Genomic DNA, 23,246 nt, shown 5'->3' on the forward strand with positions numbered 1-23,246 from the left:
GAGATCGACTGCATGGACATTCTCGCCAGCCTGGCGATGGGTTTTTCCGCGGCGCTGACGCCGATCAATCTGCTGTGGGGCTTCATCGGCTGCCTGCTGGGCACCGCCATTGGCGTATTGCCGGGGATCGGGCCGGCGCTGACGGTGGCCTTGCTGCTGCCGATCACCGCCAAGGTCGATCCCACGGGCGCCCTGATCATGTTCGCCGGGATCTACTACGGCGCGCAGTTTGGCGGTTCCACCACCTCGATCCTGCTCAATACCCCCGGTGAGTCGTCCTCCATGGTCACGGCCCTGGAGGGCAACCTCATGGCGCGCAATGGCCGGGCCGGGCCGGCGCTGGCCACGGCGGCGATCGGCTCCTTCGTCGCCGGCACCATTGCGACCATTCTGCTGACGCTGTTCGCGCCGGTGGTGGCCAGGCTGGCGCTGAATTTCGGGCCAGCGGAGTATTTCGCGATCCTGGTGCTGTCCTTCACCACGGTGTCGGCGGTACTCGGCGCCTCGATGCTGCGTGGCTTTGCTTCACTGGGGATCGGCTTGACCATCGGCCTGATCGGCCTCGACTCGACGTCGGGCATTGCCCGTTACACCCTGGGCGTGCCGGAGATGGTGGATGGCATCGAGGTGGTGCTGGTGGCGGTCGGTTTGTTCGCGGTCGGCGAAGCCTTGTACAGCCTGTTGTATCAAACCGAGCAAGCGGAGGGCCGGCATCGCCTGACGTCGTTGTGGATGACTCGCGCCGACTGGAAGCGCTCGGTGCCGGCCTGGTTGCGCGGCACGTTGATCGGTTTCCCGTTCGGTTCGATTCCGGCTGGCGGCGCCGAGATCCCGACCTTTCTGTCCTATTCCACCGAACGCAAGCTGAGCAAGTACCCGAAAGAGTTCTCTGCCAACAAAGGTCAGGGTGCCATCGAAGGGGTGGCCGGCCCGGAAGCGGCCAACAACGCCAGCGCCACGGGTTCTCTGGTGCCGCTGCTGACCCTGGGCATACCGACGTCCGCCACGGCGGCGATCCTGTTGGCGGCGTTCCAGAACTACAACCTGCAACCGGGGCCGATGCTCTTCGAAACCTCCGCCGACCTGGTCTGGACTCTGGTGGCCTCGCTGTATATCGGCAACGTCATCTTGCTGGTGTTGAACCTGCCGTTGGTGGGCCTGTGGGTCAAGCTGCTGCAGATCCCCCGGCCGTACCTCAACGCCGGGATCCTGGTGTTCGCCACCATCGGGGTCTACGGCATGCGCCATTCATCCTTCGACCTGCTGCTGATGCTGGGCATCGGCTGGGCGGGGGTGCTGATGCGGCGCTTTGACTTCCCGGTGGCGCCGGTAATCGTCGGCATGCTGCTCGGCCCGATGGCCGAGAAACAGCTGCGCAATGCCCTGTCCATCAGTGAGGGCGACTGGACGGTGTTTTTGACCCAGCCGATCTCGGCAGTGTTCATGGCCCTGACGCTGTTGGTGCTGGTGGTGCCGCCTCTGCTGCATGCCCGGGGTATCAAGTTGCACGAAGACGATTGATTCAGCCGGCCTGCTGGGCGAACCACTGCATGAGCGGTGCACAGGCCGGATGCGCGGCGGCCGAAGGTTGCAGGCACAGCGAGTAAATCCCGCGGGTTTTCAACGGCTCGCCAAACGGGATGACCAGCACGCCGCGCTCGATCGACTCGCCCGCCAGGGTCATGTCGGTCATGGCCACGCCCAACCCCCGCGCGGCGGCATCGAGGGCCAGTTCGTCGAGGTTGAAGGGGATATGGCGAAAATCCTCCAGCGCCTTGCCGCCATTGGCGCCCAGCCAATGCTTCCAGTCATTCCTGTCGGCCGAGCGATGCAGCAGGGCGAAGCCCGGCAGTTCCGCAAGCGATGCCAGTGCCAGCCCGGGCGCGCATACCGGCACCAGCGCTTCTTCGAACAAGGTCAGGCAATCCGCGGCACCGGACGGTTCGGGCAGGTAGAGGATGTAGGCGTCACTGTCGCTGGCCGGTTCCACCACTTCGGTGGCGACGGTCTCGATCGCCAGGGATACCTGCGGATGATGCCGGTAGAAGTCACTCAGCCTGGGCAGCAGCCAGCGCACGGCCAGTGACACGTGCATGCGGATGCGGAACGGGCGTTTTTGCGGGGCGATCCGGTCCTCCAGGGCCTTGAGGTGTTCAAGGATGTGCCGCGCACTGGCGAGCACCTGTTCGCCCTCCGCTGTCAGGTGCAGGCTGCGGCTGGTCCTGAGGAACAGCGCTGTGCCGTAGTGATTCTCCAATTGCTGGATTTTGCGGCTCACGGCGCTCTGGGTCAGGCACAGCGTTTGCGCCGCCTGGGTGAAGCTGCCCGAATCAGCCACCTCGACCAGGGCCTGCAGGCCCTGGAGCGAGGGAACGTGGCGAATGTTATCCATGCGTTTTCAGAATACCTGGATGATTTAATAACGTTGGTTGTCGTTGCACTGTCCCTTTAGATTCTAGTCATGGCGGTCATCATCTCCAAGCACCCATGCAAATACTGCATGATCGGTTGAGAGAGGGACTGCACCACGACAGTCAACGAGGTGACGCATGGAAAACGTATGTGGCTGGATTGCACAAGCCGGGGACAGCCCGTTGCGCGATCCGCTCAAGGGCACGCAGCAGGCCGATTGGCTGGTGATCGGCGCCGGCATCACGGGGCTGTGCGCTGCTCACTCACTGGCGCAACTGCATCCCCGGGCACGCATTGTGGTGGTTGACCGCCAGCGCGCCGCGCAAGGGGCATCGGCGCGCAATTCGGGGTTCGTGGTCGCCCACGAAAACCCCACCCATGCCGAGTTGCAAGGCCGCCCGGGCTTCGCCGGCTTCCAGGTCGACACCTCGATTTCCCGTGCCGCCAGCGACGAGGTGCGCCAGCGCATTGCCCGGCACGGCATCGACTGTGATTTCCGTGAATCGGGCTATTTCTTTGCGGTCAGCGATCCGCGCAAGTTGACCGAGGTCGAGGCCAAGTTGCAGACATTGCGCGCGGTGGGCGCCTCCGCGCAGTTTCTGCAAGGCGAGGCGTTGAGTCGAAAGTTGGGAACCCGGCACTACCAGGCGGCGATCTGGTGCGGCAATGGCAATGCGCTGCTGCAACCGGCGAAGTACGTCAAAGGGCTGCTAGACGCACTACCGCCGCAGGTCACCCTGTTCGAAAACACCGAAATCAGCGGCCTGCAGCGCCTGGCCAATGGGCGCATCCGCGCCGGCGGCGTGCATGGCTGCATCGAGGCCAGCAACGTGCTGGTGTGCCTCAATGCCTTCATTCCCCGTTCCGGGATCAGTGACAGCGGCACCTTCGCCATGGAGCTCAGCGCCAGCCTCACCCGGCCCCTGAGCGATGAAGAATTCCACGCCCTTGGCGCCGTCGAGCCCTGGGGCGTGTTGTCGACCCGGCCCCTTGGAGCCACGGTGCGCCTGACCCCGGATCGCCGGGTGATGATTCGCAACACCGCCGAATACCGCGCCCACGATTTGTCACCCGACGAGCTGGCGAACCGGCGCCAGCACCATGTACTGGGCCTGCAGCGGCGTTTCCCGCTGTTGGGCGCGCAGGACATTCAATACACCTGGACCGGCCACCTCAGCGCTTCGCGCTCCGGGCAACCGTATTTTGCCAAGGTCGAGGAGGGCGTGTTCGCCGTGGCCGGGTGCAACGGCTCCGGTGTGGCGCGCGGCACGCTGTGGGGGCGGCTGCTGGCGGAGCTGGCCTCGGGTATCGATTCACCGGTATTGCAATCGGTCATTGAGCGCGCCCAGCCCGGCTGGCTGCCGCCCAAGCCCTTGCTGGATATCGGTGCCATGCTGCGTATGCGCGTAGAGACGGCCCGGGCCAGAAGCGAAATCTAGAACACCGCCTTTCACTCACGACAAAAACACTTCAACACGAAGGTGATCGAACATGCGCGTCAATACCGTTTCCCTGGTGGCCCTGCTCTCTACGTTTTGCGCCGCCGCCCACGCCGATGAAACCGTGAACATCTCCAACTGGAACGGCTACATCGCCGATGACACCCTGGCCACGTTCACCCGGGAAACCGGGATCAAGGCCACCTACGACATCCATGACAGCAACGAAGTGCTGGAATCGAAGTTGATGACGGGCAATACCGGGTATGACGTGGTCAGCCCGTCGAACCATTTCCTGTCGCGCCTGATCAAGGCCGGGGCCATCCAGAAGCTCGACAGGAGCCAGCTGCCGGGCTGGAGCAACCTTGACCCGGTGCTGATGAAAAAACTCGAGGTCAACGACCCCGGCAACCAGTACGGTTATCCCTACATGTGGGGCACCGCGGGCATTGGCTATAACGTCGAGAAGATCAAGGCGATCTTCGGCAACACCGACGTCACCCGTTCATGGAGCCTGTTTTTCGATGAGGCCAATATCAAGAAGCTCAGCGAATGTGGCGTGGCGATCATCGACAACCCGACGCAAGTGCTGCCCATCACCCTCAATTACCTGGGGTTGCCACCCCACAGCCATGAGCCGGCCGATTACAAGAAAGCCGAACAGGCGCTGCTGAAGATCCGGCCTTACGTGCAGTACTTCCACGCCTCCAAGTACATCAGCGACCTGGCCAACGGCAACGTCTGCGCGGTGATCGGCTTCAACGGCGACATCGTGCAGGCGGCCGCCAGCGCCAGGGAAGCGAAAAACGGCATCGACATCGCCTATGCAATCCCGCAGGAGGGCTCCACGTTGTGGTTCGACATGGTGGTCATGCCCAAGAGCGCACCGCACCCGAAAAATGGCTACACCTACATGAACTACCTGCTGCAACCGCAGGTGATTGCCAACATCAGCAACAGCATCCACTACGCCAATCCCAACAGCGCAGCGGATGCCGATGTGGTGCCGGCGGTGAAGCAGGACCTGGCGATCTACCCGCCCAAAGCGGTGATGGACAAGCTGTTCACGGTGGAGGACTTGCCGGCTTCCATCGCCCGCTTGACCACGCGCCTGTGGACCAAGTTGAAAACCAATACGTAGGAGGTAGGAGCGAGCATCTGTAGGAGCGAGCCTGCTCGCGATGGACCTGAGAGCGCCGCGGGGTACCAGACTTCCCGCGTCTTCGTTGACGACCATCGCGAGCATGCTCGCTCCTACAGGGGATCAGGCCAGCATCGACATCAAGCCACCCTGGCGATCCAGTCTGGCCAGGTCGTCGAAGCCGCCGATGTGCGTGTCGCCGATGAAAATCTGCGGCACGCTGCGCCGGCCGCTGCGGCTGAGCATCTCTTCAAGCTTGCCGGGCGTGTGCTGAACGTTGATCTCCCGGGGCGTCACGCCTTTGCCGGCCAGCAGCGCCTTGGCGCTGCGGCAGTAAGGACAGGTGTCGGTGGTGTACAGGGTTACCGTCTTCATGAATTCGATCCTCTGCAACAGGGTGGGTCAGGCGCCGATTGCCGGAAAGTCGATCTCGGTCAGTGCGGCGTTGTTCAGGTAGTTGGTCAGCGTTTGCGACGCGACATGGGCGATCACTTCGATGATTTTCGCGTCATCGATGCCAGCGGCGCGGGCCGCGGCAATTTGCTCGCTGCCCAGGTGGCCACGACTTTCGGTGATTTGCCGGGCGAGCAAGGCGTACGCATCGAGTTGGCCCTGGCGTGCGCTGAGGATTTCCTCGCTGGAAAGCCCCGCCTTGCCGGCAAACAACGTGTGCGCCGCCAGGCAGTAGTCGCAGCCGTTGACCTGGGAGGTGGCGAGGGAAATCGCTTCCTTCTGCCTGGCGCTCAAGGAGGTCTTGGCCAAGGCCGCCGAGTTCTGCAGGTAGGAGGCCAGTACCGCGGGGGCGTGGGCCAGGACCCGGAACACGTTGGGCAGGAAGCCGATTTTCTTCTGTACGCCGTCGAGCAACGGGCGGGTGGTCTCGGCGGCGTGTTCGAGGCTGACAGGGTTGATGCGTGGCATGGTGATTCTCCGTGGTTGATGCGCGACATGCGCTGGGTACGGAGAGGATGCTATTGATTCGGGCTGGTCTATTGGATGCAAATCGTCGACGATATGCGACAGATCGTCCAAAACTGCTGCCGGAGGCCCTTCATGGATCGCCTGTCCACCTTGCTTGCGCATTTCGGCGTCAATGCCGGGACCTTTCACAGCGGTATGTTTTGCGGCACGACGGCGTTCGACGGCAGCCAGGCCTGCGGTCATTTGCATCTGCTCCAGGCGGGCGAGTTGTCCCTCAGGCTTGCGGACGACCGTGAGTTGCACATCACCGAACCAACGCTGATCTTTTTTCCCCGGCCATATCGCCACCGCCTGCTTGCCCCGCAGGACAGCGATACGCAACTGGTGTGCGCGACCCTGGACTTCGACGGCGGCGCGGGCAACGCCCTCGCCACGGCGCTGCCGGATTACCTCGTGCTGAAACTGGATGAAATCCCGGCCCTGGCCAACACGTTGCAATGGTTGTTCAACGAAGCCTTCGACGGTACCTGTGGTCGGGAGGCGGTGATGGACCGGCTGTTCGAGCTGGTGGTGATCCTGTTGTTGCGGCACATGCTGAGCAGTCGCAATCAATCGCCGGGCATGCTGGCGGGCCTGGCCGATCCTCGCCTGGCGCGCCCCTTGAACCTCATGCACGAAGCGCCCGGCAAGGCCTGGAGCGTGGCCGAACTGTCGGTGGCGGCCAACATGTCCCGGGCCAGTTTCGCCGAGCACTTCAAGCGGGTGGTCGGGCAGGCCCCGGGGGATTATCTGGTGAGCTGGCGGATCAGCCTGGCGCAAAAACGCCTGCGTGAAGGCAAGCCCATTGCCTTGATCGCCGAAGAGGTCGGTTATGAAAGCCCTTCGGCACTGGCCCGGGCTTTTCGTCGCAAGACCGGGGTCAGCCCGCGGCAATGGCGAGGATAAAGGCACACGACTGCGCCTGTTAGCCGGCGGACTGGCGGGCTACGAGAGCTGTGCTAGCGTCTTGGGGTGAATCTCTCATTTGCGAGCCTCTGCCATGGACGAGACAATCGTTAACGTCACCACCCAGAAGTTCAACGCCCTGATTGCCGTGGTCCAGGCCTATGGCGCTGCGTTCGCGGTCAAGCTGCTGACCGCCATCGCCTTCTGGATCGTCGGGCGCTGGCTGATCGGCTTTGCCGTCGGCATGGTGCAGAAGGCCTTGGGCAAGCAGAAGGTCGACCCGACCGTACTGCGCTATGTGGGTTCGGCGATCACCGTGACCCTGAATATCATCCTGGTGATCGGCATCCTCGGCTACCTCGGCATGCAGACCACCACGTTCGCGGCGCTGCTGGCCGCGGTCGGCCTGGCGATCGGCATGGCCTGGTCCGGGCTGCTGGCCAACCTGGCGGCCGGTGCCTTCATCATTGTCTTGCGTCCGTTCAAGGTCGGCGACTTCATCAGTGCGGGCGGGGTGGTCGGTACCGTCACCGAGATCGGCCTGTTCGCGACGGCGATCAACACCCCGGACAACGTGCTGACCCTGGTCGGCAACAACAAGATCTTCAGCGATAACATCCAGAACTTCTCCCACAATACGTTCCGCCGCGTCGAGCTCAAGGCGCAGCTGTCTGGTGCGGCCGACTGGAAAGCCGCGGCGGCCTTGCTCAAGGAGCGCATCGCGGCCATCCCCAATGTGCTGGCCGAGCCTGCCGTGGATGTGGAGATTCTCGAGTTCAACCTGGTCGGCCCGGTGCTGGCGGTGCGACCTTATTGCCACAATGAGCATTACTGGCAGGTGTATTTCGATACCAACCGCACCATCAAGGACGCCCTCGGCGAAGCCGGCTTCCCGGCCCCGATGCCAGCGCAGACAGTGATCTTCCAACAAGGCGCCGCGTTGCCAGAGGCGTTGACAAAACAATGAGGTAGTCGGGCCCGTGGCGGTCTTCTGAGACAGGCCGCCATGGGCCTGCCGTTGTTTCTTACAGGCAATGGGGAGTCAACCAATAACATGCAGGATGCGCGCCCAAACCCGACGCTGGATCTGGCGTATTGTGTCGAACGTCCGATATTCACGGACTTCCTGCAGCACGCTGGACGTACCCCCGATGCCGTGGCCGTGGTTTCGCAAGAGGCCACGTGCAGCTACGGTGAACTTGAAACGATCAGCCAGCGACTTGCCAGCTATCTGCTGGAGCAGGGCGCGAGCGCCTCCGACCGGGTCGTGATCGTCTCCAGTCGCTGTGCCGGCCTGGTCTACGCCATGCTCGGTGCCTCGCGCGCCGGCCTGACGTTCACCGTGGCCGACATGGCCTATCCCCGTGCGCGCATCGAACAGATCATCCAGGTGCTCAAGCCGACCTTTGTCCTGGTATGCGGTGAGGCCGCCTTCGAGCCCGATTCGCAGCGTTCGTCCGCCGTACGCGTGGTCAAGGTACCGGAGTTGCCCGGCGATGCGCTGAAAGCGTTCGCCGTCGAGCCAAGGGCCTTGCCCGAGGTCAACCCCGCGCACCCGGCCTATATCACTTTCACCTCGGGCAGTACCGGCGAGCCGAAGGGGATTGTCACCCATCACGCGCCCTTGGTGCATTTCATCGAATGGCATAGCCAGCGTCACTCGTTGACCCGGGACAGTTGCTTTTCCCTGCTGTCGGGGCTGGGCCACGACCCGGTCTACAGGGACGTGTTCACGCCGCTCTCCATTGGCGCCAAAGTCATCATCCCGGCCCAGTCGACCGTGATCGATCCAGCCGCCCTGGCGAGGTGGATACACCAGCACGGGATCTCGATCATTCACCTCACGCCGCCCCTGGGCAAACTCATTGAAACCGGGGCGAAAATCAGTGGATTGCAGTTCGATGAGCTGCGCTACCTGTTCTGGGGTGGAGATGCCTTGAGCAGCACCCTTTACGAGCAAATACGCGCCATCGCCCCCAACGCCATCAGCGTCAACTTCTACGGCACCACCGAAACGCCGCAGGCAATGGCTTACCATCAAGTCGATCCCGCGCGCGACAACGCCAAAATCCCGCTGGGGAAGGGGATCGAGGGCGCGCAACTGTTGCTGGTCAATGAGGCCAATCAGCTGGTGGGCGAAGGCGAAGTCGGGGAAATCCTGATCCGCAGCCCGTTTCTGTCCCTGGGGTACTACGGTGACCCGGCAATGACCCGGGAAAAATTCGTGGTCAATCCCTTCACCCGTGCCGAGGGTGATATCTGCTATCGGACCGGCGACCTGGGCACTTATCTTGCCGATGGCAGTGTCATGTTCCGTGGGCGCGGCGATAGCCAGGTGAAGATTCGCGGCCATCGCATCGAGCTGGCTGAAATCGAAGCCTCGATCTCAAGGCATCCGCGGATCAAACAGTGCGTGGTGCTGGCCAACAACGAACGATCGAACGTGAAACTGGTGGCCTGTTGCGTTTCCGCCAATCCTGTTTCACCGGGTGAACTGCGGGAGCAAGTGGGGCAGCAGTTGCCCGACTACATGGTGCCGGCGTTGTTCGTGTTCGTGGAGACGATTCCATTGACGCCGAACGGCAAAATCGACAAGCGGGCGTTGCAGGCGCTTGTCGACAAGCAGGCGGCACCGGTCACTGCCAGCCAGGACCTGTCGCCGCTGGCGCTCAAGTTGACGCAGGCCTGGGCCGAAATCCTGGAAGTGCCGCGCATCGATCCGAACTTGACGTTCGTGGAGCTGGGCGGGGATTCACTCTCGTTCGTCCAGGCTTCGATGGTGCTGGAAGAGCTGATCGGTCATCTGCCCGATCAATGGGAAATGATCCCGGTACTCGAGCTGTGTGAACTGGCCAGCGACACCAAGGCCTCGAGGTTTTCGCTCCGGGCAATGGAAGTGCCGGTGTTTTTACGTGTGGTCTCCATCGTGTTGATTGTGATGGGGCATTTTCAGGTGGTGGAACATTGGCCGGTGTTCGGTGAAACAATGGCCCTGTTCCTGGTTTCCGGGATCAGCCTGGCAAGGTTTCAATTCAAGGCCATCAATGAGTCCGGTAGCGTGCGCACGCTGGTCAAGTCCGTAGCCACTATCGCGGTGCCCACGATCCTGTACACGGTGTTGGTCCAGGTGGTGTTCGACACGGTGCATTGGCAATCATTGTTGCTGATTTCCAATTGGTATCCACCGAACCAGATCGGCAACTTCGTCTACTGGTACATAGAAGTCCTGGTGCAGATGCTGCTGTTCATCGGGTTCGTCCTGTCGTTCGAGCGGGTCAGGAACATCATCAGTGCAGACCCGTTCCGTTGTTTTGTCATTGCGTCATGCGTGTTGGCGGTGGTTGATGTGCTGATCAGTCACTATGTGTTCGATGCGAGCGCGCTGTTCAATCGGGTGCCACAGCATTACCTGGCGATCATGGTGCTCGGCATGGCCATTCACAGTGCCAGTTCAACCAGGCAGAAGTGGATCGTCACGCTCGTTGCCCTCCTGGTGGTGGGTTGGCAGGACCTTCAGGCGATGCTGGGATTCGGGCCGCTCGCCACCGACATCTGGAGCCACATCGATGTCGCCGTGCCGGCCACGCTCCTGGTGATCTGGGTCCGGTCGATTCCCGTCCCCGGCTTGCTGGCGCGGGGCATGGCATTGATTGCCGCCTCGACGCTGTATATCTACCTGACGCACTTCCAGTTCCATTCGGTGGCCCGGCGCATTGGCGATTATCCGCTGCTCGGGGTGGTTTTCGCCGTGGTCGGTGGCGTTGTGGTGGCTTATGCCTGGAACAAGGTCGTGCGCTGGGTACTGCTGCGCGCAAACAGTGATGGCAAGAAGCCTAGCGCGGATAAAATCGAGCGGGTGGCGTGACGGTTCCGTAAACTGGTGGGTGCAACAGGCGTTGCGGCATGACGGCCTCGGCCGACATGCGTGCGACGCCGCCTTACCACCTCAAGCAAGAGACCCCCATGGCAAACCAAGACCTGACCTTCGTTCCCGATCCCGATGCGGACTCCATCTCTTCCGACGTCGCCGGTTTCGGCGGCATGCTGGTCTCCACCCAGATCCCGACCCGTGCCGATGGCAGCCTTGAACTGGGCGATATCACCCTGCAAAGCGAGTGCACCCTGCAGGCGCTGAAAGTGGCGCTGGAACGCGCCGGCAGTTCCATGGACCGGGTGCTGCACTTGACCATCTACCTCACCGACATGGCCGACCGTGCCGCTTTCAACGAGGTCTATAAGCGTTTCTTCGCCAAGCCGTGGCCCGTGCGTGCGGCTGTGGGCGTGGCGTCGCTGGCGGTCGAGGGCATGCGGGTGGAAGTTACTGCGATGGCTGCCAAGGCCTGACCTGATACCCTGCGCGCGCACTGTAGGAGCCAGGCTTGCCGGCGAAGGCGGCCTGACAGCTGGTGATTGTCTTTCAGGCGTACATATCCATTCCTTCGGTAACGGCCACCTATGGTTTCGCCCTTACGGCGACTCACTTTTTCAAACGCCGGAGTGCCGGCCCAGCAAAAAGTAAGCAAAAGGCTTCACCCCACCACTCGGTGCCTCGCTAGGGCTCGGCATGCCCTCACTCCGGCATTGCTCCGTGGGGCGCCGCGATGGGCCATCCATGGCCCAGCGCGGCTAAACCGGCGTCCTGCCGGTTTACCCACTGCGCAATGCCTGCGTTCGGCCAGCGTGGTTAACGGGGCACCCAGATCAAAAACAAAAGCGAGGCGGCCTTAAAGCCGACCTGACTTTTCCGGTTACCCCCAACCTGATCGTTCCCACGCTCTGCGTGGGAATGCATCCTGTGACGCTCCGCGTCACCGTTGCGCAAGGCTCATGTCATGCGTCGACAGCGGAACGCGGAGCGTCCCTGGCGGCATTCCCACGCAGAGCGTGGGAACGATCACAACAGGGGGAACGCGTACGGCTCCCGATCAGGTCGGCTTTAAGGCCGCCTTCAAATCGGGTGCATCCGCGAGAGATTGGTCGGCTGTCTGGCCGCCTTCGCTGCGATGCGGCAACCCGACAACCCTTATTTCGATTTGCTCAATCGCGAGTCACTTCTATATTGAGGGGGTGCTCTGAACTTCCTGCCTCCTGTTGAGCCTGGCCCATGGCAACTACTGATCAGCTGATCATCTGCGAGCACTGCGACTGCGTGTATGAAAAAGTCACGCTCGCCAAACATCAGAAAACCCTGTGTACGCGCTGCGGCGGTGTGCTTCAGCGCTATAACGGCCTGACGGTAGAACAGCGCCTGGCGTTGACCTTCACCGCATTGGTGCTGTGGATCTTTGCCAACTTCTATCCGGTCATGAGCATCAGCCTCAAAGGCCTGAAAAACAGCGCAACGCTCTGGGATTCGGTGCTGGCACTGAGCCTGGGCCCCATCACCTTCATCGCCATGGTGGCGGCGATCGCCATGATCATCGCGCCGATTTTCCAGTTGGTGCTGTTGATCTGGGTGCTGGGTTTCGCCCTTGCCAATCGGCGTTCACCCGGTTTCAGGTTCTGCATGCGCTGGCTGGAAACCCTCAGGCCCTGGAGCATGCTGGAAGTCTGCCTGCTGGGGGCGATGGTCGCGGTGATCAAGCTCGCCGGGTTGCTGGATGTGCTGCCCGGTATCGGCCTGTTTGCCCTGGCGGTCCTCAGCCTGATGATGATCCGCATTGCCGGCCGCGATATCCGTGAACTGTGGGACATCGTATGACAACACCTCCCGTCGCCAGCGATCTCAACCTGTGCCTGTGCCACACCTGCGGCCTGGCCTGTGACATGACCCTCGACCCCCACGAATGCGAGCGCTGTGGCGCCCCTCTGCATCGACGTAAAACCAACTCGCTGACCCGGACCTGGGCCTACATGTTCACCGCCCTGGTGTTTTACATCCCGGCCAACCTGTTGCCGGTGATGAACACCAAGATGGTCGGCGATGGTGCCGACAGCACGATCATGAGCGGTGTGATCGAGTTCTGGCAGCACGGTGCCTGGGATATTGCCCTGATCATTTTCATCGCCAGCATCGCCGTGCCGGGCGTCAAGTTCGTCGCCTTGACGCTGCTGCTGGTGACTGTTCAGCGCGACAGCCAGTGGGCACTGCGCGAGCGCTCGCAAATGTACCGTTTTGTCGAGCTCATCGGTTATTGGTCGATGCTTGACGTCATCGTGGTGGCCCTGGTGGCCTCCCTGGTGAAATTCCAGGCCCTGGCCGATATCGAACCGCGGGCGGGCATCCTGTTCTTTGGTCTGGTGGTGGTGTTCACCATGCTCTCGGCGATGAGTTTCGATCCGCGACTGATTTGGGATAAAGAGCGGCAAAAACCACAAAATGAGGAGGTCACGGATGAAGTCACAAGCCACTGACGGGCCACTGGCCCCCGGGCAGGCGCCGATCAAGACCCGCCGCTTCAGCTTTTCGCTGGTGTGGATCGTGCCGATCGTGGCAGTGCTGGTGGGATTATCGCTGGTGGTACACAGCATCTTGCAGGAGGGGCCGACCATCACGGTCACGTTCAAGACCGGTGACGGCCTGACCGCCAACAAGACCGAGGTCAAATACCGCAACGTGGTCATCGGCCATGTCTCGGACGTGGAGCTGAGCAGCGACCAGAAGAGCGTGAACGCCACCATCAAACTGTCTAAACAGGCCGAAAGCTTTACCCGTAAAGACTCGCAGTACTGGGTGGTACGGCCGCGGATCGGCGCGGGCGGCGTGTCGGGTATCGATACGCTGTTATCCGGGGACTACATCGGCGCCGATATCGGCCAGGACGATGCGCGGGCGAAAAACTTCAAGGGCCTGGAAAACCCGCCGCCGATCACCTACGGCGAACCGGGCAAGCGTTTCACCCTGCACACCCAGGACCTGGGATCGCTGGATATCGGTTCTCCGGTCTACTACCGCAAGATACCGGTCGGCCAAGTGGTGGCCTACGCCCTGAACCCTGACGGCAAAGGGGTGAACATCGAATTGTTCATCCATGCACCCAATGATGCCTATGTCACCGAGAACACCCGCTTCTGGAACGCCAGCGGTGTCGACGTGAGCGTTGGCGCCAACGGTTTTGCGGTCAAGACCGAGTCCTTGTCGTCCCTGTTGGTCGGCGGCATCGCCTTTCGCGCTCCGGAATACAGTCCCAACGACAAGCCGGCCGCGGAAGACTATGCCTACGAACTGTTCGAGGACCAGCAAACCGCCCTCGCCCCGCCCAATGGCAAGCCGCAGTTCATGGTGTTGCGCTTTGACCAGGCCCTGCGCGGACTGAAAGTTGATGCGCCGGTGGAGTTCCTGGGTATGGAAATCGGCAAGGTGGTCTCGGTCAACCTGGATTTCGACGAGAAAAAACGCACCTTCCCGGTCAACGTAGGGATCGTGATCTATCCGCAGCGCCTGGGCCAGGCGCACACCAAAATGATCAAGGTGCTCAATCATGACCCGAACGACGAAGCCGCTGGCGTGCGCGTGATCGGCACCTTCGTCGAGAATGGCCTGCGCGCCCAGGCCCGCACCGGTAACCTGCTGACCGGCCAGCTGTACATTTCCCTGGACTTCTACCCCAAAGCGGAGAAAGTCGCCTTCGATCCAACCTTGCGACCGGTCGTCCTGCCCACCGTGCCTGGCAGCCTCGAGCAGTTGCAGGAAAAGCTCGAGGCCATGGTGACCAAGATCAATCAGCTGCCCATCGAACGGATCGCCGGCAACCTGGACAGCAACCTCGTCGAAATGCGCAAGAGTCTGTCGCAATTCAATGCCAAGACCCTGCCGAGCGTGCAAAGCACCCTGGGCGACGTCAGCAAAACCCTGCAATCGGCCAGTACGACCCTGCAATCGGCCAATTCGACGCTTGCCGAAGATTCGCCGCAACGGGAAAAACTCGGCCAGACCATGGACGAACTCGGACGTACGTCGCGCGCCTTGCGTGACCTGGCCGACTACCTGGGCCGGCATCCGGAGTCGTTGATTCGCGGGCGTCCGAACAACGCCGCGCCGATGGATCTGCAAGGGCCGCCGAGCAAATGACCACAGGAGCAACATTCATGGCTTTTCCGTTGAAAATCACGTTGGTTGCCGCGTTGTCGTTGCTCGCTGCCTGCCGCAGCGATCCGATCCAGTTTCACACGTTGACCCCGGCCCAAATGGCAGGAGGTTCACGCAGTGCCGCGGACATCCAGATTGAATTGCTCACTGTCCCGCCGCAGGTCGATCGCCCGCAGATCGTCGTGCGCCAGGGTAATACCGGCATGGCGATCCTGGAAACCGACTGGTGGGGGGCCAGCCTGGTGGATGAATTGCGCAGTGCCTTGGCCGACCAGATTGTCAACAACAATCCGCAGCGCAAATTGTCGGTGCGCGTGGAGGTACAGCGCTTCGATTCGATTCCCGGCCAGTATGGATTGCTCGACGTGAAGTGGCGCCTTCGCAGCATCAATGGCCACGAAGACGTCATAGGAAATTGCCGCAGCACCCTGCAGACGCCATCAGGGCCATCGATCGATGAACTGGTAGCCGCGCAGCAAAATAACGTCAGGCGCCTGGCCGCGCTGATCAGCCAGGCAGCGGCTGGCACGCAGAAAGGTTGCCCATCCGCGAATGCCGGGCCGTGACACAATCCTTTATGAGTACGAGCCTTTGTGGCGAGGGGATTTATCCCCGTCCGACTGCGAAGCAGTCGCAAAGCTAGTGCACGCGGTGTATCTGATCCACCGATTTGCAGGTTTTGGGGCCGCTACGCGACCCAACGGGGATAAATCCCCTCGCCACAAGGGCTCCCACAGGTTTCTTTAGCAGAGAATTTAACGATTTTTTCTCATTCAAGGCTCTACATTAGCGCGCCTTAAATCTGCAAATGATTCGTATTGATCTAGAATAATTGACGTCCTTCTTTGTTCGATTCACTCGAATCAGCCTGCAAGACCAAAAATAACAGGAGCTGGCGCCGCATGAAGTCCCCTATCCCTTCGTTCCTCAAAAAGGCCTTGCTGGCCACCGCTCTGCTGGGCGCAAGTCACGTGTATGCCGCCGATGCCGTCGGCATCGTGGTCTACAACGCACAGCATGAAAGCCTGACCAAAGCCTGGGTCGAAGGTTTTACCCAGGAAACCGGTATTCCGGTGACCTTGCGCAACGGCGATGATACCGAAATGGGCAACCAGATCGTACAGGAAGGCGCCGACTCTCCAGCCGATGTGTTCCTCACCGAAAACTCCCCGGCGATGGTCCTGGTCGACAACGCAGGCCTGTTTGCGCCCGTGGAAAAAACCACTTTGGAGCAGGTCGACTCAGCCTACCGTCCGGCCCACGGCAAATGGGTGGGGATCGCTGCACGTTCCACGGTGTTCGTCTACAACCCAAGCAAGCTGCCCCAAGCGCAGTTGCCGAAATCGATCATGGACCTTGCTGCGCCAAGCTGGAAAGGTCGCTGGGGCGCATCCCCCGGTGGCGCCGACTTCCAGGCGATCGTTGCCGCCATGCTGGAACAAAAAGGCGAAGCCGCCACCCTGGACTGGCTCAAGGCGATGAAAACCAACTTCACTGCATACCGCGGCAACAGTTCGGTGCTCAAGGCGGTGAACGCCGGGCAGATCGACAGCGGCGTGATCTACCACTATTACAGCTACGTCGATCAGGCCAAGACCGGCGAGAACAGCAAGAACACCGCTTTGCACTACTTCAAGCACAAGGACCCGGGGGCGTTCGTGAGCATTTCCGGGGGTGGCGTCCTGGCCTCCAGCAAACACAAGGAACAAGCCCAGGCGTTCCTCAAGTGGATCACCGGCAAGGACGGCCAGGCCATCCTCAAGGACGGCAAATCGTTTGAATACGCCGTGGGCAAGAACGCCGAATCCAACCCTAAACTGGTGCCTTTGCAGCAGCTCGATGCACCCATCGTCGACGCCTCGAAACTCGACAGTAAAAAAGCCGTGGAGCTGATGACTCAGGCAGGACTGCTTTAATTGATGCCTGAAATCCTGCCAGCGGATACCGCCCAAGCGTTACCCGCCAATTTGCGTAAACGGTCACGCGGCGTGTTCGCGAGCCGCGGTGGCGCGTGGGTGGTCGGTTTGTCGGTGCTGGTGTCGTTGCTGGCGCTGCTGCCGATTGCCTACGTCATCGGCGTGTCCTTGCAGACCGGCTGGTCCACGGTGGTGACACTGGTGTTCCGGCCACGGGTGGGCGAATTGTTGACCAACACCGTGTTGCTGGTGGTGCTGACGATTCCCCTCTGCGTGGCGCTGGGCGTGACACTGGCCTGGCTCACGGAGCGCACGGACTTGCCGGGGCGGCGTTGGTGGTCGTTACTGGCGACGGCGCCCCTGGCGGTGCCGGCCTTTGTCCACAGCTATGCCTGGGTCAGCCTGGTGCCGCCGATCCACGGGTTGTTTGCCGGGGTGCTGGTGTCGGTCATTGCCTACTTCCCGTTCCTGTACCTGCCGATCGCCGCGACGCTGCGTCGCCTCGACCCGGCCATCGAGGACGTCGCCGAATCGCTTGGACTCAAGCCGTGGGCGGTGTTTTTTCGCGTGGTGCTGCCGCAGTTGCGCCTGGCCATTTGCGGTGGCGCGTTGCTGGTCGGCCTGCATCTGCTGGCCGAGTATGGCCTGTACGCGATGATCCGCTTCGACACCTTCACCACCGCGATCTTCGATCAGTTCAAATCCACCTTCAACGGGCCTGCCGCCCACATGCTGGCCAGTGTGCTTGCCCTGTGTTGCCTGGTGATGCTGACCGTGGAGTCCGCCGCTCGGGGCCATGCGCGCTACGCCCGCGTAGGCTCCGGTAGCGCCCGTGAGCAACGGGTGGTGTGCTTGAAAACCCCGGCCAGGGTGCTCGCGCTGGCGTTGCAGGGCGTCACCTGCGTCCTGGCGCTGGGTGTGCCCTTGATCACCCTGGGCCGGTGGTTGATCGCTGGTGGCGTGCAAGCCTGGGACTTGGGCGAGCTGCTGCCGGCGCTGCAACAGACCCTGCTGCTGGGCGTCGCGGGCGCGGCCCTGACCACCTGCGCCGCCATTCCTATTGCCTGGCTGTCGATCCGCCACCCGGGTCGCCTGCAACGTGTACTGGAAAGCTGCAACTACATCACCAGTTCATTGCCGGGCATCGTCGTGGCGTTGGCCTTGGTGACCGTGACCATTCATTTTGCCCGGCCGATCTACCAGACCACCATCACCGTGCTCTTGGCGTATCTGCTGATGTTCCTGCCCCGGGCCCTGGTGAGCTTGCGCGCCGGCATCGCCCAGGCCCCGGTGGAGCTGGAAAACATGGCCCGCAGCCTGGGCCGCTCCCCTGCCCGCGCGCTTTGGCTGATCACCCTGCGCCTGGCCGCGCCGGGGGCTGCGGCTGGCGCTGCACTGGTGTTCCTGGCGATCACCAATGAACTGACCGCCACCCTGTTGCTCGCACCCAATGGCACGCGGACCCTGGCGACCGGGTTCTGGGCCATGACCAGTGAAATCGACTATGTCGCGGCGGCGCCCTATGCCCTGCTGATGATCCTGTTGTCGCTGCCGCTGACCGGGCTCCTTTATCACCAATCGAAAAAAACGGCTGGCCGATGAACACTCTTGAACTGCATTCACTGAACAAATCCTACGGCACCCATAGAGCCCTGGATAACGTCAGCCTTTCGGTGCCCAGCGGTAGCCGCACGGTCATTGTCGGTCCCTCGGGCTCGGGCAAGACCACCTTGCTGCGCATGATTGCCGGCTTCGAGTTCCCTGACTCCGGGCGCTTGTCGCTCAACGGTCAAACCCTGGTCGACAGCACCCATGAAGTACCGGCGCACCAACGCCTGATCGGCTATGTGCCGCAGGACGGCGCCTTGTTCCCGCACATGACCGTGGCCGCCAACATCGGCTTCGGCTTGTCGATCAAAGGCAACGATAAGCATGAGCGAGTCGCTGAGTTGATGGACAGCGTGGCCCTCGACTCGAACATGGCCGGGCGCTGGCCCCACGAGCTGTCCGGCGGCCAGCAGCAGCGAGTGGCGCTGGCTCGGGCGCTGGCGCAGCAGCCTCGGCTGATGCTGCTGGACGAGCCGTTTTCGGCACTCGACACCGGCTTGCGCGCCGTCATGCGCAAGATGGTCGCCCGCCTGCTGGCAGATGCGGGGGTCACCACCATCCTGGTCACCCATGATCAGAGCGAAGCCTTGTCCTTCGCCGATCAACTGGCGGTGATGCGCCATGGCCGGCTGGTGCAGTCAGGCCATCCGCTGGACCTTTATCGCTACCCCGAAGACGAACAGACCGCGCTGTTTCTCGGCGACGCCGTGGTCATGCCGGCCCGGATCGAGGCTGGCTGGGCGCACTGCGACCTGGGCCGGATACCAGTCAACAATCATCGCAACAACCACAGCGCACAGATCATGCTAAGGCCAGAACAGCTTCAACTCGCCAGCGTGCTACCCGACGACACAGGTGCCGCTGGCTGCCGGGCCAGGGTGGTCGACCGGGATTTCAGCGGCAACACCTGCACCCTGACCGTGGAGTTGCAGCCTCGCGCCCCCGACCAGCCGATCGGCCGATCATTGCTGGTACGCAGCTCCGGCATGTATGCGCCGCCTGCTGGCAGCGCCGTACAGGTCTCGACCATCGGCCATGCTCATGTACTGAGCGAATCCTGAACCAAGGCCATCAAAGATCGAAGCGGTCCACCGCCCGACGCCGCTCGTTGTCGTCGCGCACATCGTAGTTGGCCGTGGTTTGGATATTGCTGTGATGCGCCAGTTTTTGCGCGATGGACAGGTCGTGTTCTTCAATCACCCGGGTGATGAACGAGCGGCGAAAATCATGGGGCATGATTTTCACCCCCACCTGCGTGCCCCGCTGCCGGGCGATGTAATAGATCGCGTGTTTGGTGATGCGCTCGCGGGTGATGTGACTGCCACGACGAATACGGTTGAACAGGAACGGGTCGTCCTCTTCGCCTTCCTTGAGCATCGAGCGACGCAGTTCCAGCCAGGCATCGAGCTTGGCGAACGCCCAGGCCGGGGCGTACTTGATCAACTGTTTGTTGCCCTTGGCCGTGACGCGCAGGCTGCGCTCATTGAAGTCGACCTGATTGAGGTCGAGGTTCACCGACTCCGATTTGCGCATGCCCGAACCGTACAGGATCGCGATGATGGCGGCGTCCCGCAGGCCTTGTGGACGAGGGTCGGCGGCGCAGACTTCCATCAATTCCTGGATCAATGAGCGCCGCAGGTTGCGCCCTTGGGACAGGCGCGTGCCGGAGATACCCTTGACCGAGCGCATTTTCAACAAGTGTTCCTGGCTGATCAGGCTCATGCGCCAGGCTTCGTTCATCACGCCGCGCACCGCGTTGACGTACAACGACGACGTGTTGGGCGCATAACCGTCGGTGCGCAACGTGGCGACCAGGGCAATGACGTCTTCGGGCTGCAGGTCGTGCCAGGCGATCTCCTCGAGATTCACCTCTTCGAAGCCCAGGCGGTCGGCGGCGTCCTGCAGGACATAACGCATGGTCAGCTGGCTGGAAGGCGCCAGCCGTGCCAGATACAGGGTCAGGGGATTGGGTTTGGCGGCTTGTGGATCAGCAGCAGGTAAGTCAGTCAAACGAAACGGCCTTGAAGAAAGAGGAAGCAGAAAACGGTGTAGGACAGCGATGGCCGCTACGCTGCCGGTCGTGGCCTTGAAAGTCAAATGCTCTGCCGGCAACGGCCGCTTTAGCCGACGAAGCGATCGAAGAACTGAAACATGGCAATGCTAAATCTTGATCGGACTCGATCGGGGCAGGAGCAAGCCATGAGAATCAGTGTGTTGGGTAGCGGCTACGTTGGCCTCGTACAAGCGGCCGTCCTGGCTGAAGTCGGCCACGACGTGGTCTGCATGGACGTCGACGAGAAAAAAGTCGAGTCGCTACGACAAGGCCACGTGAGCATTTTCGAACCAGGGCTGGCCAGCCTGGTGCGCGAAGGCCTGGATGCCCGTCGGCTGCAGTTCACCAGCGATGAGAAACTCGCGGTGCAACATGGCCAGGTGCTGTTCATCGCGGTCGGTACACCATCGCGCGACGATGGCTCGGCAGACCTGAGCCAGGTGATGGCGGTGGGCGAGGCGGTGGCGCGGCACCGTGAACAACCGTTGATCCTGGTGGAAAAATCCACGGTGCCGGTGGGGACAGGCGACGCCCTGCGCGCGCATATCGACAAGTGCCTGATCAAGGTCGGGCGTCTGTTGCAGTTCGATATCGTCTCCAATCCCGAGTTCCTCAAGGAAGGCTCGGCGGTGGCCGATTGCCGGCGTCCGGACCGGATCGTCATTGGCTGTGAACGCGAAGACGTGCGCGAGGTGATGCGTGACCTGTACGCACCGTTCAACCGCAATCATGAACGCATCATGTTCATGGACCTGCGCAGCGCCGAGCTGACCAAATACGCCGCCAACTGCATGCTGGCGACCAAGATCAGCTTCATCAACCAGATCGCCGAACTGGCTGAACACCTGGGTGCCGACATCGAATCGGTACGCCTGGGCATCGGCGCCGATTCGCGCATCGGCTACCACTTCATCTACCCCGGCTGCGGTTACGGCGGCTCCTGCTTCCCCAAGGACATGCGCGCCCTGATCCACAGTGCCGCAGAGGCCAACTGCACCAGCGACCTGCTGCAAGCGGTGGAAGCCATCAACCAGCGACAGAAGCACAAATTGTTCGAACGCATCAAGGCTTTCTACCAGGGCGATTTACGCGGCAAGACCTTTGCCCTGTGGGGCCTGGCGTTCAAACCCAACACCGACGACATGCGCGATGCGCCTAGTCGGGTGCTGCTCGAAGCGTTGTGGGCCGCGGGTGCCAACGTGCGTGCGTTCGACCCGGAAGCCATGCAAGAGACCCAGAAACTGTACCCCGATGAAACCCGGCTGATGCTTATGGGTACACCGGAATCGGTACTCAACGGTGCGGATGCGCTGATCATTTGCACCGAATGGCAACAGTTCAAGGCGCCGGATTTCGACCTGATCCGCCAGCGCCTTACTGCACCGGTGATCTTCGACGGCCGCAACCTGTACGATGCCGAGCGCCTGGCGCGCAATGGTTTCCTGTACTTCCCGATGGGCCGCGGCGAGTCGCGCAAGTTGCCGATTCCTTATCAGCAATGGCCTGCCGCCCAAGTGGTCGCATGACAATAAGCGTTGCCCGTTAGTTGCTCTTCAAGTCCACGCCCAACGCCTGGGCAAACGCCTTGACCAACGGGCTGCGCACCGTGTTGTGACGCAGGATCAGATTGAACGGCGTGACGATGCTGATCAGGTCCGGACGTATCGCGCGAAACTCTCCGCGATCGACCATGGGCGCCGCGTAATGCTGCGGCAGGAAACCCACGAAACGGCCGGTCTTGATCAGCAGCGCCACGGCTTCGACCTGGGTCGCCGAGGCGGAAAAGCTGTCGTAGTGGGTGAAGTTCAGTTTGTCGCGATGAATCGCGTAACGGTGGTTGATGCACGCGTAGTCCTTGAGCACATCGGCACCTGTTTGCGCGTCTGCCTGGGTGAACAACGGGTGGCCTGCAGCGCAATAAACCTGCGAACGCTCCTCATACAGCGCGAAGTAATCAAACTCTTCGCGCCTTTGATAAACCGGAACAATCCCGGCAACTAAGCGGCCCTCTACGACACCCCGTTCCACCTCATCCAACTGCGCCGCTTGAAGTTGCAAGCGAACTTTCGGCGAGTGCTCATTAATGCTTCTAAGCGCAGCAACTAATGGCGAATTATCGTCAGATATAGTGCTATCAATTACACCCACTCCAAGGTCGCCAACCAGTTCGTTCTGAGCTGAACTAAGACGATCACGAAAGTTGTCGACCGAGGCAAATAAATCAATCGATGCCTGATACACCAGGCGCCCTTCTTCGGTCAGGTGGAAGCCCTCGCGACCTCGGGTGCACAGGCGCATACCGATGCGGATCTCAAGGTCGGAGATCTGTTTGCTGATCGCCGCCAACCCCACATTCAACTCGTTTTGCGCCGCACTGAAACCGCCGGCCTCGACCACCGCCTTGAACACCTTGAGCAGCTTGAAATCCAGCCCACTGAGGGCCAGCGGTGCCCGTTGCAGCGTTTTCGGCGGCGGGTTTCCGGAATTGGAAAGTGGGGTTTCCATAATGCTTATTTACCTCTGGCGCCTTATTCAACAACCTGTGTCCAACAACAAAAACATAGCTGGCCTAATAATAATGAACACAGAAAACCAGGCTTGGCAACCGCCAAAAATTGCCGAACATCAGTGCCAACTGACTGTTCTCGAAACAATAAAAGCTGACACTACGATCAGCTTCCGCCTCCCCGGCAACTTTATTTTTCCCCTGCCCTTGAAACCTGATCTGGCCTGATTGCGCCCGAATGCTCTTCGGCACTCACGGCAAGTCCGGCACTGCGAT

General features: G+C 61.4%; 21 protein-coding genes. 16 read left to right on the top strand and 5 right to left on the bottom strand.

Annotation, left to right across the window (positions count from 1 at the left end; genetic code table 11):
• Window positions 1–12: 12 nt before the first annotated feature.
• Window positions 13–1,521, top strand: coding sequence for a tripartite tricarboxylate transporter permease (locus HFK74_RS27635; RefSeq protein WP_180206270.1), 1,509 nt, complete (start codon window positions 13–15; stop codon window positions 1,519–1,521).
• 1 nt (window position 1,522) lies between these two features.
• Here the strand turns inward: HFK74_RS27635 and HFK74_RS27640 are convergent, their stop codons facing one another.
• Entirely contained in the window at window positions 1,523–2,392 is an 870-nt protein-coding gene (locus HFK74_RS27640; protein WP_180206271.1) for a LysR family transcriptional regulator, read from the bottom strand.
• Window positions 2,393–2,549: 157 nt separating this feature from the next.
• On the opposite strand from HFK74_RS27640, the gene HFK74_RS27645 reads away from it, so the two are divergent.
• Together HFK74_RS27645 and HFK74_RS27650 are read left to right on the top strand one after the other, a co-directional pair.
• Entirely contained in the window at window positions 2,550–3,851 is a 1,302-nt protein-coding gene (locus HFK74_RS27645) for an FAD-binding oxidoreductase (protein ID WP_180206272.1), read from the top strand.
• 52 nt (window positions 3,852–3,903) lie between these two features.
• On the top strand, window positions 3,904–4,992 hold the full coding sequence (locus HFK74_RS27650; RefSeq protein ID WP_180206273.1) for a polyamine ABC transporter substrate-binding protein: 1,089 nt from the start codon (window positions 3,904–3,906) through the stop codon (window positions 4,990–4,992).
• A 123-nt stretch (window positions 4,993–5,115) separates the two neighbouring features.
• On the opposite strand, the gene grxC is transcribed toward HFK74_RS27650, so the two are convergent.
• Complete coding sequence (gene grxC, locus HFK74_RS27655; RefSeq protein ID WP_180206274.1) at window positions 5,116–5,367, bottom strand: glutaredoxin 3; 252 nt, start codon at window positions 5,365–5,367, stop codon at window positions 5,116–5,118.
• A gap of 27 nt (window positions 5,368–5,394) precedes the next feature.
• Window positions 5,395–5,913: a carboxymuconolactone decarboxylase family protein gene (locus HFK74_RS27660; protein WP_180206275.1), complete on the bottom strand. Its 519-nt coding sequence runs from the start codon at window positions 5,911–5,913 to the stop codon at window positions 5,395–5,397.
• 132 nt (window positions 5,914–6,045) lie between these two features.
• Between HFK74_RS27660 and HFK74_RS27665 the strand changes: the two genes are divergently transcribed.
• From HFK74_RS27665 to HFK74_RS27715, 11 genes are all read left to right on the top strand, one after another.
• On the top strand, window positions 6,046–6,858 hold the full coding sequence (locus tag HFK74_RS27665) for an AraC family transcriptional regulator (RefSeq protein WP_180206276.1): 813 nt from the start codon (window positions 6,046–6,048) through the stop codon (window positions 6,856–6,858).
• 94 nt (window positions 6,859–6,952) lie between these two features.
• Window positions 6,953–7,825 (top strand): mechanosensitive ion channel family protein, encoded by an 873-nt coding sequence (locus HFK74_RS27670; protein WP_180206277.1) that lies wholly within the window; start codon window positions 6,953–6,955, stop codon window positions 7,823–7,825.
• Window positions 7,826–7,912: 87 nt separating this feature from the next.
• Window positions 7,913–10,723: an amino acid adenylation domain-containing protein gene (locus tag HFK74_RS27675; RefSeq protein ID WP_180206278.1), complete on the top strand. Its 2,811-nt coding sequence runs from the start codon at window positions 7,913–7,915 to the stop codon at window positions 10,721–10,723.
• Window positions 10,724–10,821: 98 nt separating this feature from the next.
• Window positions 10,822–11,202: a RidA family protein gene (locus tag HFK74_RS27680; protein ID WP_046816407.1), complete on the top strand. Its 381-nt coding sequence runs from the start codon at window positions 10,822–10,824 to the stop codon at window positions 11,200–11,202.
• A 760-nt stretch (window positions 11,203–11,962) separates the two neighbouring features.
• On the top strand, window positions 11,963–12,559 hold the full coding sequence (locus tag HFK74_RS27685; RefSeq protein ID WP_180206279.1) for a paraquat-inducible protein A: 597 nt from the start codon (window positions 11,963–11,965) through the stop codon (window positions 12,557–12,559).
• The gene (locus tag HFK74_RS27690; protein ID WP_180206280.1) at window positions 12,556–13,212 is read left to right on the top strand and encodes a paraquat-inducible protein A; all 657 of its coding nucleotides are present in this window, start codon (window positions 12,556–12,558) and stop codon (window positions 13,210–13,212) included. Before HFK74_RS27685 ends, HFK74_RS27690 begins: the two co-directional genes overlap by 4 nt.
• A complete protein-coding gene (locus tag HFK74_RS27695) occupies window positions 13,193–14,869 on the top strand; it encodes an intermembrane transport protein PqiB (RefSeq protein ID WP_180206281.1) in 1,677 nt (558 codons plus the stop codon). Before HFK74_RS27690 ends, HFK74_RS27695 begins: the two co-directional genes overlap by 20 nt.
• A 17-nt stretch (window positions 14,870–14,886) precedes the next feature.
• Entirely contained in the window at window positions 14,887–15,453 is a 567-nt protein-coding gene (locus HFK74_RS27700; protein WP_180206282.1) for a membrane integrity-associated transporter subunit PqiC, read from the top strand.
• Window positions 15,454–15,789: 336 nt separating this feature from the next.
• Complete coding sequence (locus HFK74_RS27705; RefSeq protein ID WP_180206283.1) at window positions 15,790–16,803, top strand: iron ABC transporter substrate-binding protein; 1,014 nt, start codon at window positions 15,790–15,792, stop codon at window positions 16,801–16,803.
• A 3-nt stretch (window positions 16,804–16,806) separates the two neighbouring features.
• On the top strand, window positions 16,807–18,405 hold the full coding sequence (locus HFK74_RS27710; protein ID WP_180206284.1) for an iron ABC transporter permease: 1,599 nt from the start codon (window positions 16,807–16,809) through the stop codon (window positions 18,403–18,405).
• On the top strand, window positions 18,402–19,472 hold the full coding sequence (locus tag HFK74_RS27715; RefSeq protein WP_180206285.1) for an ABC transporter ATP-binding protein: 1,071 nt from the start codon (window positions 18,402–18,404) through the stop codon (window positions 19,470–19,472). The genes HFK74_RS27710 and HFK74_RS27715 overlap by 4 nt, the downstream gene beginning before the upstream one ends.
• 10 nt (window positions 19,473–19,482) lie before the next feature.
• On the opposite strand, the gene xerC is transcribed toward HFK74_RS27715, so the two are convergent.
• Window positions 19,483–20,421 (bottom strand): tyrosine recombinase XerC, encoded by a 939-nt coding sequence (xerC, locus tag HFK74_RS27720; RefSeq protein ID WP_306669925.1) that lies wholly within the window; start codon window positions 20,419–20,421, stop codon window positions 19,483–19,485.
• 189 nt (window positions 20,422–20,610) lie between these two features.
• On the opposite strand from xerC, the gene HFK74_RS27725 reads away from it, so the two are divergent.
• Entirely contained in the window at window positions 20,611–21,990 is a 1,380-nt protein-coding gene (locus tag HFK74_RS27725) for a UDP-glucose/GDP-mannose dehydrogenase family protein (protein WP_180206286.1), read from the top strand.
• A gap of 16 nt (window positions 21,991–22,006) precedes the next feature.
• Here HFK74_RS27725 and HFK74_RS27730 read toward each other — a convergent pair whose 3' ends face one another.
• Entirely contained in the window at window positions 22,007–22,969 is a 963-nt protein-coding gene (locus HFK74_RS27730) for a LysR family transcriptional regulator (protein ID WP_180206287.1), read from the bottom strand.
• A 73-nt stretch (window positions 22,970–23,042) separates the two neighbouring features.
• On the opposite strand from HFK74_RS27730, the gene HFK74_RS27735 reads away from it, so the two are divergent.
• Complete coding sequence (locus tag HFK74_RS27735) at window positions 23,043–23,198, top strand: hypothetical protein (RefSeq protein ID WP_180206288.1); 156 nt, start codon at window positions 23,043–23,045, stop codon at window positions 23,196–23,198.
• Window positions 23,199–23,246 lie beyond the last annotated feature (48 nt).

This window comes from Pseudomonas sp. SbOxS1 (assembly GCF_013416725.1).
Taxonomy (GTDB): domain Bacteria; phylum Pseudomonadota; class Gammaproteobacteria; order Pseudomonadales; family Pseudomonadaceae; genus Aquipseudomonas.

Excerpts from the sequence above, each read along its gene's own strand:
- HFK74_RS27715 (WP_180206285.1), top strand. The coding sequence starts at position 18,402 with ATGAACACTCTTGAACTGCATTCACTGAACAAATCCTACGGCACCCAT.
- HFK74_RS27685 (WP_180206279.1), top strand. The coding sequence starts at position 11,963 with ATGGCAACTACTGATCAGCTGATCATCTGCGAGCACTGCGACTGCGTG.
- HFK74_RS27675 (WP_180206278.1), top strand. The coding sequence starts at position 7,913 with ATGCAGGATGCGCGCCCAAACCCGACGCTGGATCTGGCGTATTGTGTC.
- HFK74_RS27665 (WP_180206276.1), top strand. The coding sequence starts at position 6,046 with ATGGATCGCCTGTCCACCTTGCTTGCGCATTTCGGCGTCAATGCCGGG.
- HFK74_RS27705 (WP_180206283.1), top strand. The coding sequence starts at position 15,790 with ATGAAGTCCCCTATCCCTTCGTTCCTCAAAAAGGCCTTGCTGGCCACC.
- HFK74_RS27635 (WP_180206270.1), top strand. The coding sequence starts at position 13 with ATGGACATTCTCGCCAGCCTGGCGATGGGTTTTTCCGCGGCGCTGACG.
- HFK74_RS27735 (WP_180206288.1), top strand. The coding sequence starts at position 23,043 with ATGAACACAGAAAACCAGGCTTGGCAACCGCCAAAAATTGCCGAACAT.
- HFK74_RS27640 (WP_180206271.1), bottom strand. The coding sequence starts at position 2,392 with ATGGATAACATTCGCCACGTTCCCTCGCTCCAGGGCCTGCAGGCCCTG.
- HFK74_RS27645 (WP_180206272.1), top strand. The coding sequence starts at position 2,550 with ATGGAAAACGTATGTGGCTGGATTGCACAAGCCGGGGACAGCCCGTTG.
- HFK74_RS27670 (WP_180206277.1), top strand. The coding sequence starts at position 6,953 with ATGGACGAGACAATCGTTAACGTCACCACCCAGAAGTTCAACGCCCTG.
- grxC (WP_180206274.1), bottom strand. The coding sequence starts at position 5,367 with ATGAAGACGGTAACCCTGTACACCACCGACACCTGTCCTTACTGCCGC.
- HFK74_RS27730 (WP_180206287.1), bottom strand. The coding sequence starts at position 22,969 with ATGGAAACCCCACTTTCCAATTCCGGAAACCCGCCGCCGAAAACGCTG.
- HFK74_RS27650 (WP_180206273.1), top strand. The coding sequence starts at position 3,904 with ATGCGCGTCAATACCGTTTCCCTGGTGGCCCTGCTCTCTACGTTTTGC.
- HFK74_RS27660 (WP_180206275.1), bottom strand. The coding sequence starts at position 5,913 with ATGCCACGCATCAACCCTGTCAGCCTCGAACACGCCGCCGAGACCACC.
- HFK74_RS27700 (WP_180206282.1), top strand. The coding sequence starts at position 14,887 with ATGGCTTTTCCGTTGAAAATCACGTTGGTTGCCGCGTTGTCGTTGCTC.
- HFK74_RS27710 (WP_180206284.1), top strand. The coding sequence starts at position 16,807 with ATGCCTGAAATCCTGCCAGCGGATACCGCCCAAGCGTTACCCGCCAAT.
- HFK74_RS27725 (WP_180206286.1), top strand. The coding sequence starts at position 20,611 with ATGAGAATCAGTGTGTTGGGTAGCGGCTACGTTGGCCTCGTACAAGCG.
- HFK74_RS27690 (WP_180206280.1), top strand. The coding sequence starts at position 12,556 with ATGACAACACCTCCCGTCGCCAGCGATCTCAACCTGTGCCTGTGCCAC.
- HFK74_RS27680 (WP_046816407.1), top strand. The coding sequence starts at position 10,822 with ATGGCAAACCAAGACCTGACCTTCGTTCCCGATCCCGATGCGGACTCC.
- HFK74_RS27695 (WP_180206281.1), top strand. The coding sequence starts at position 13,193 with ATGAAGTCACAAGCCACTGACGGGCCACTGGCCCCCGGGCAGGCGCCG.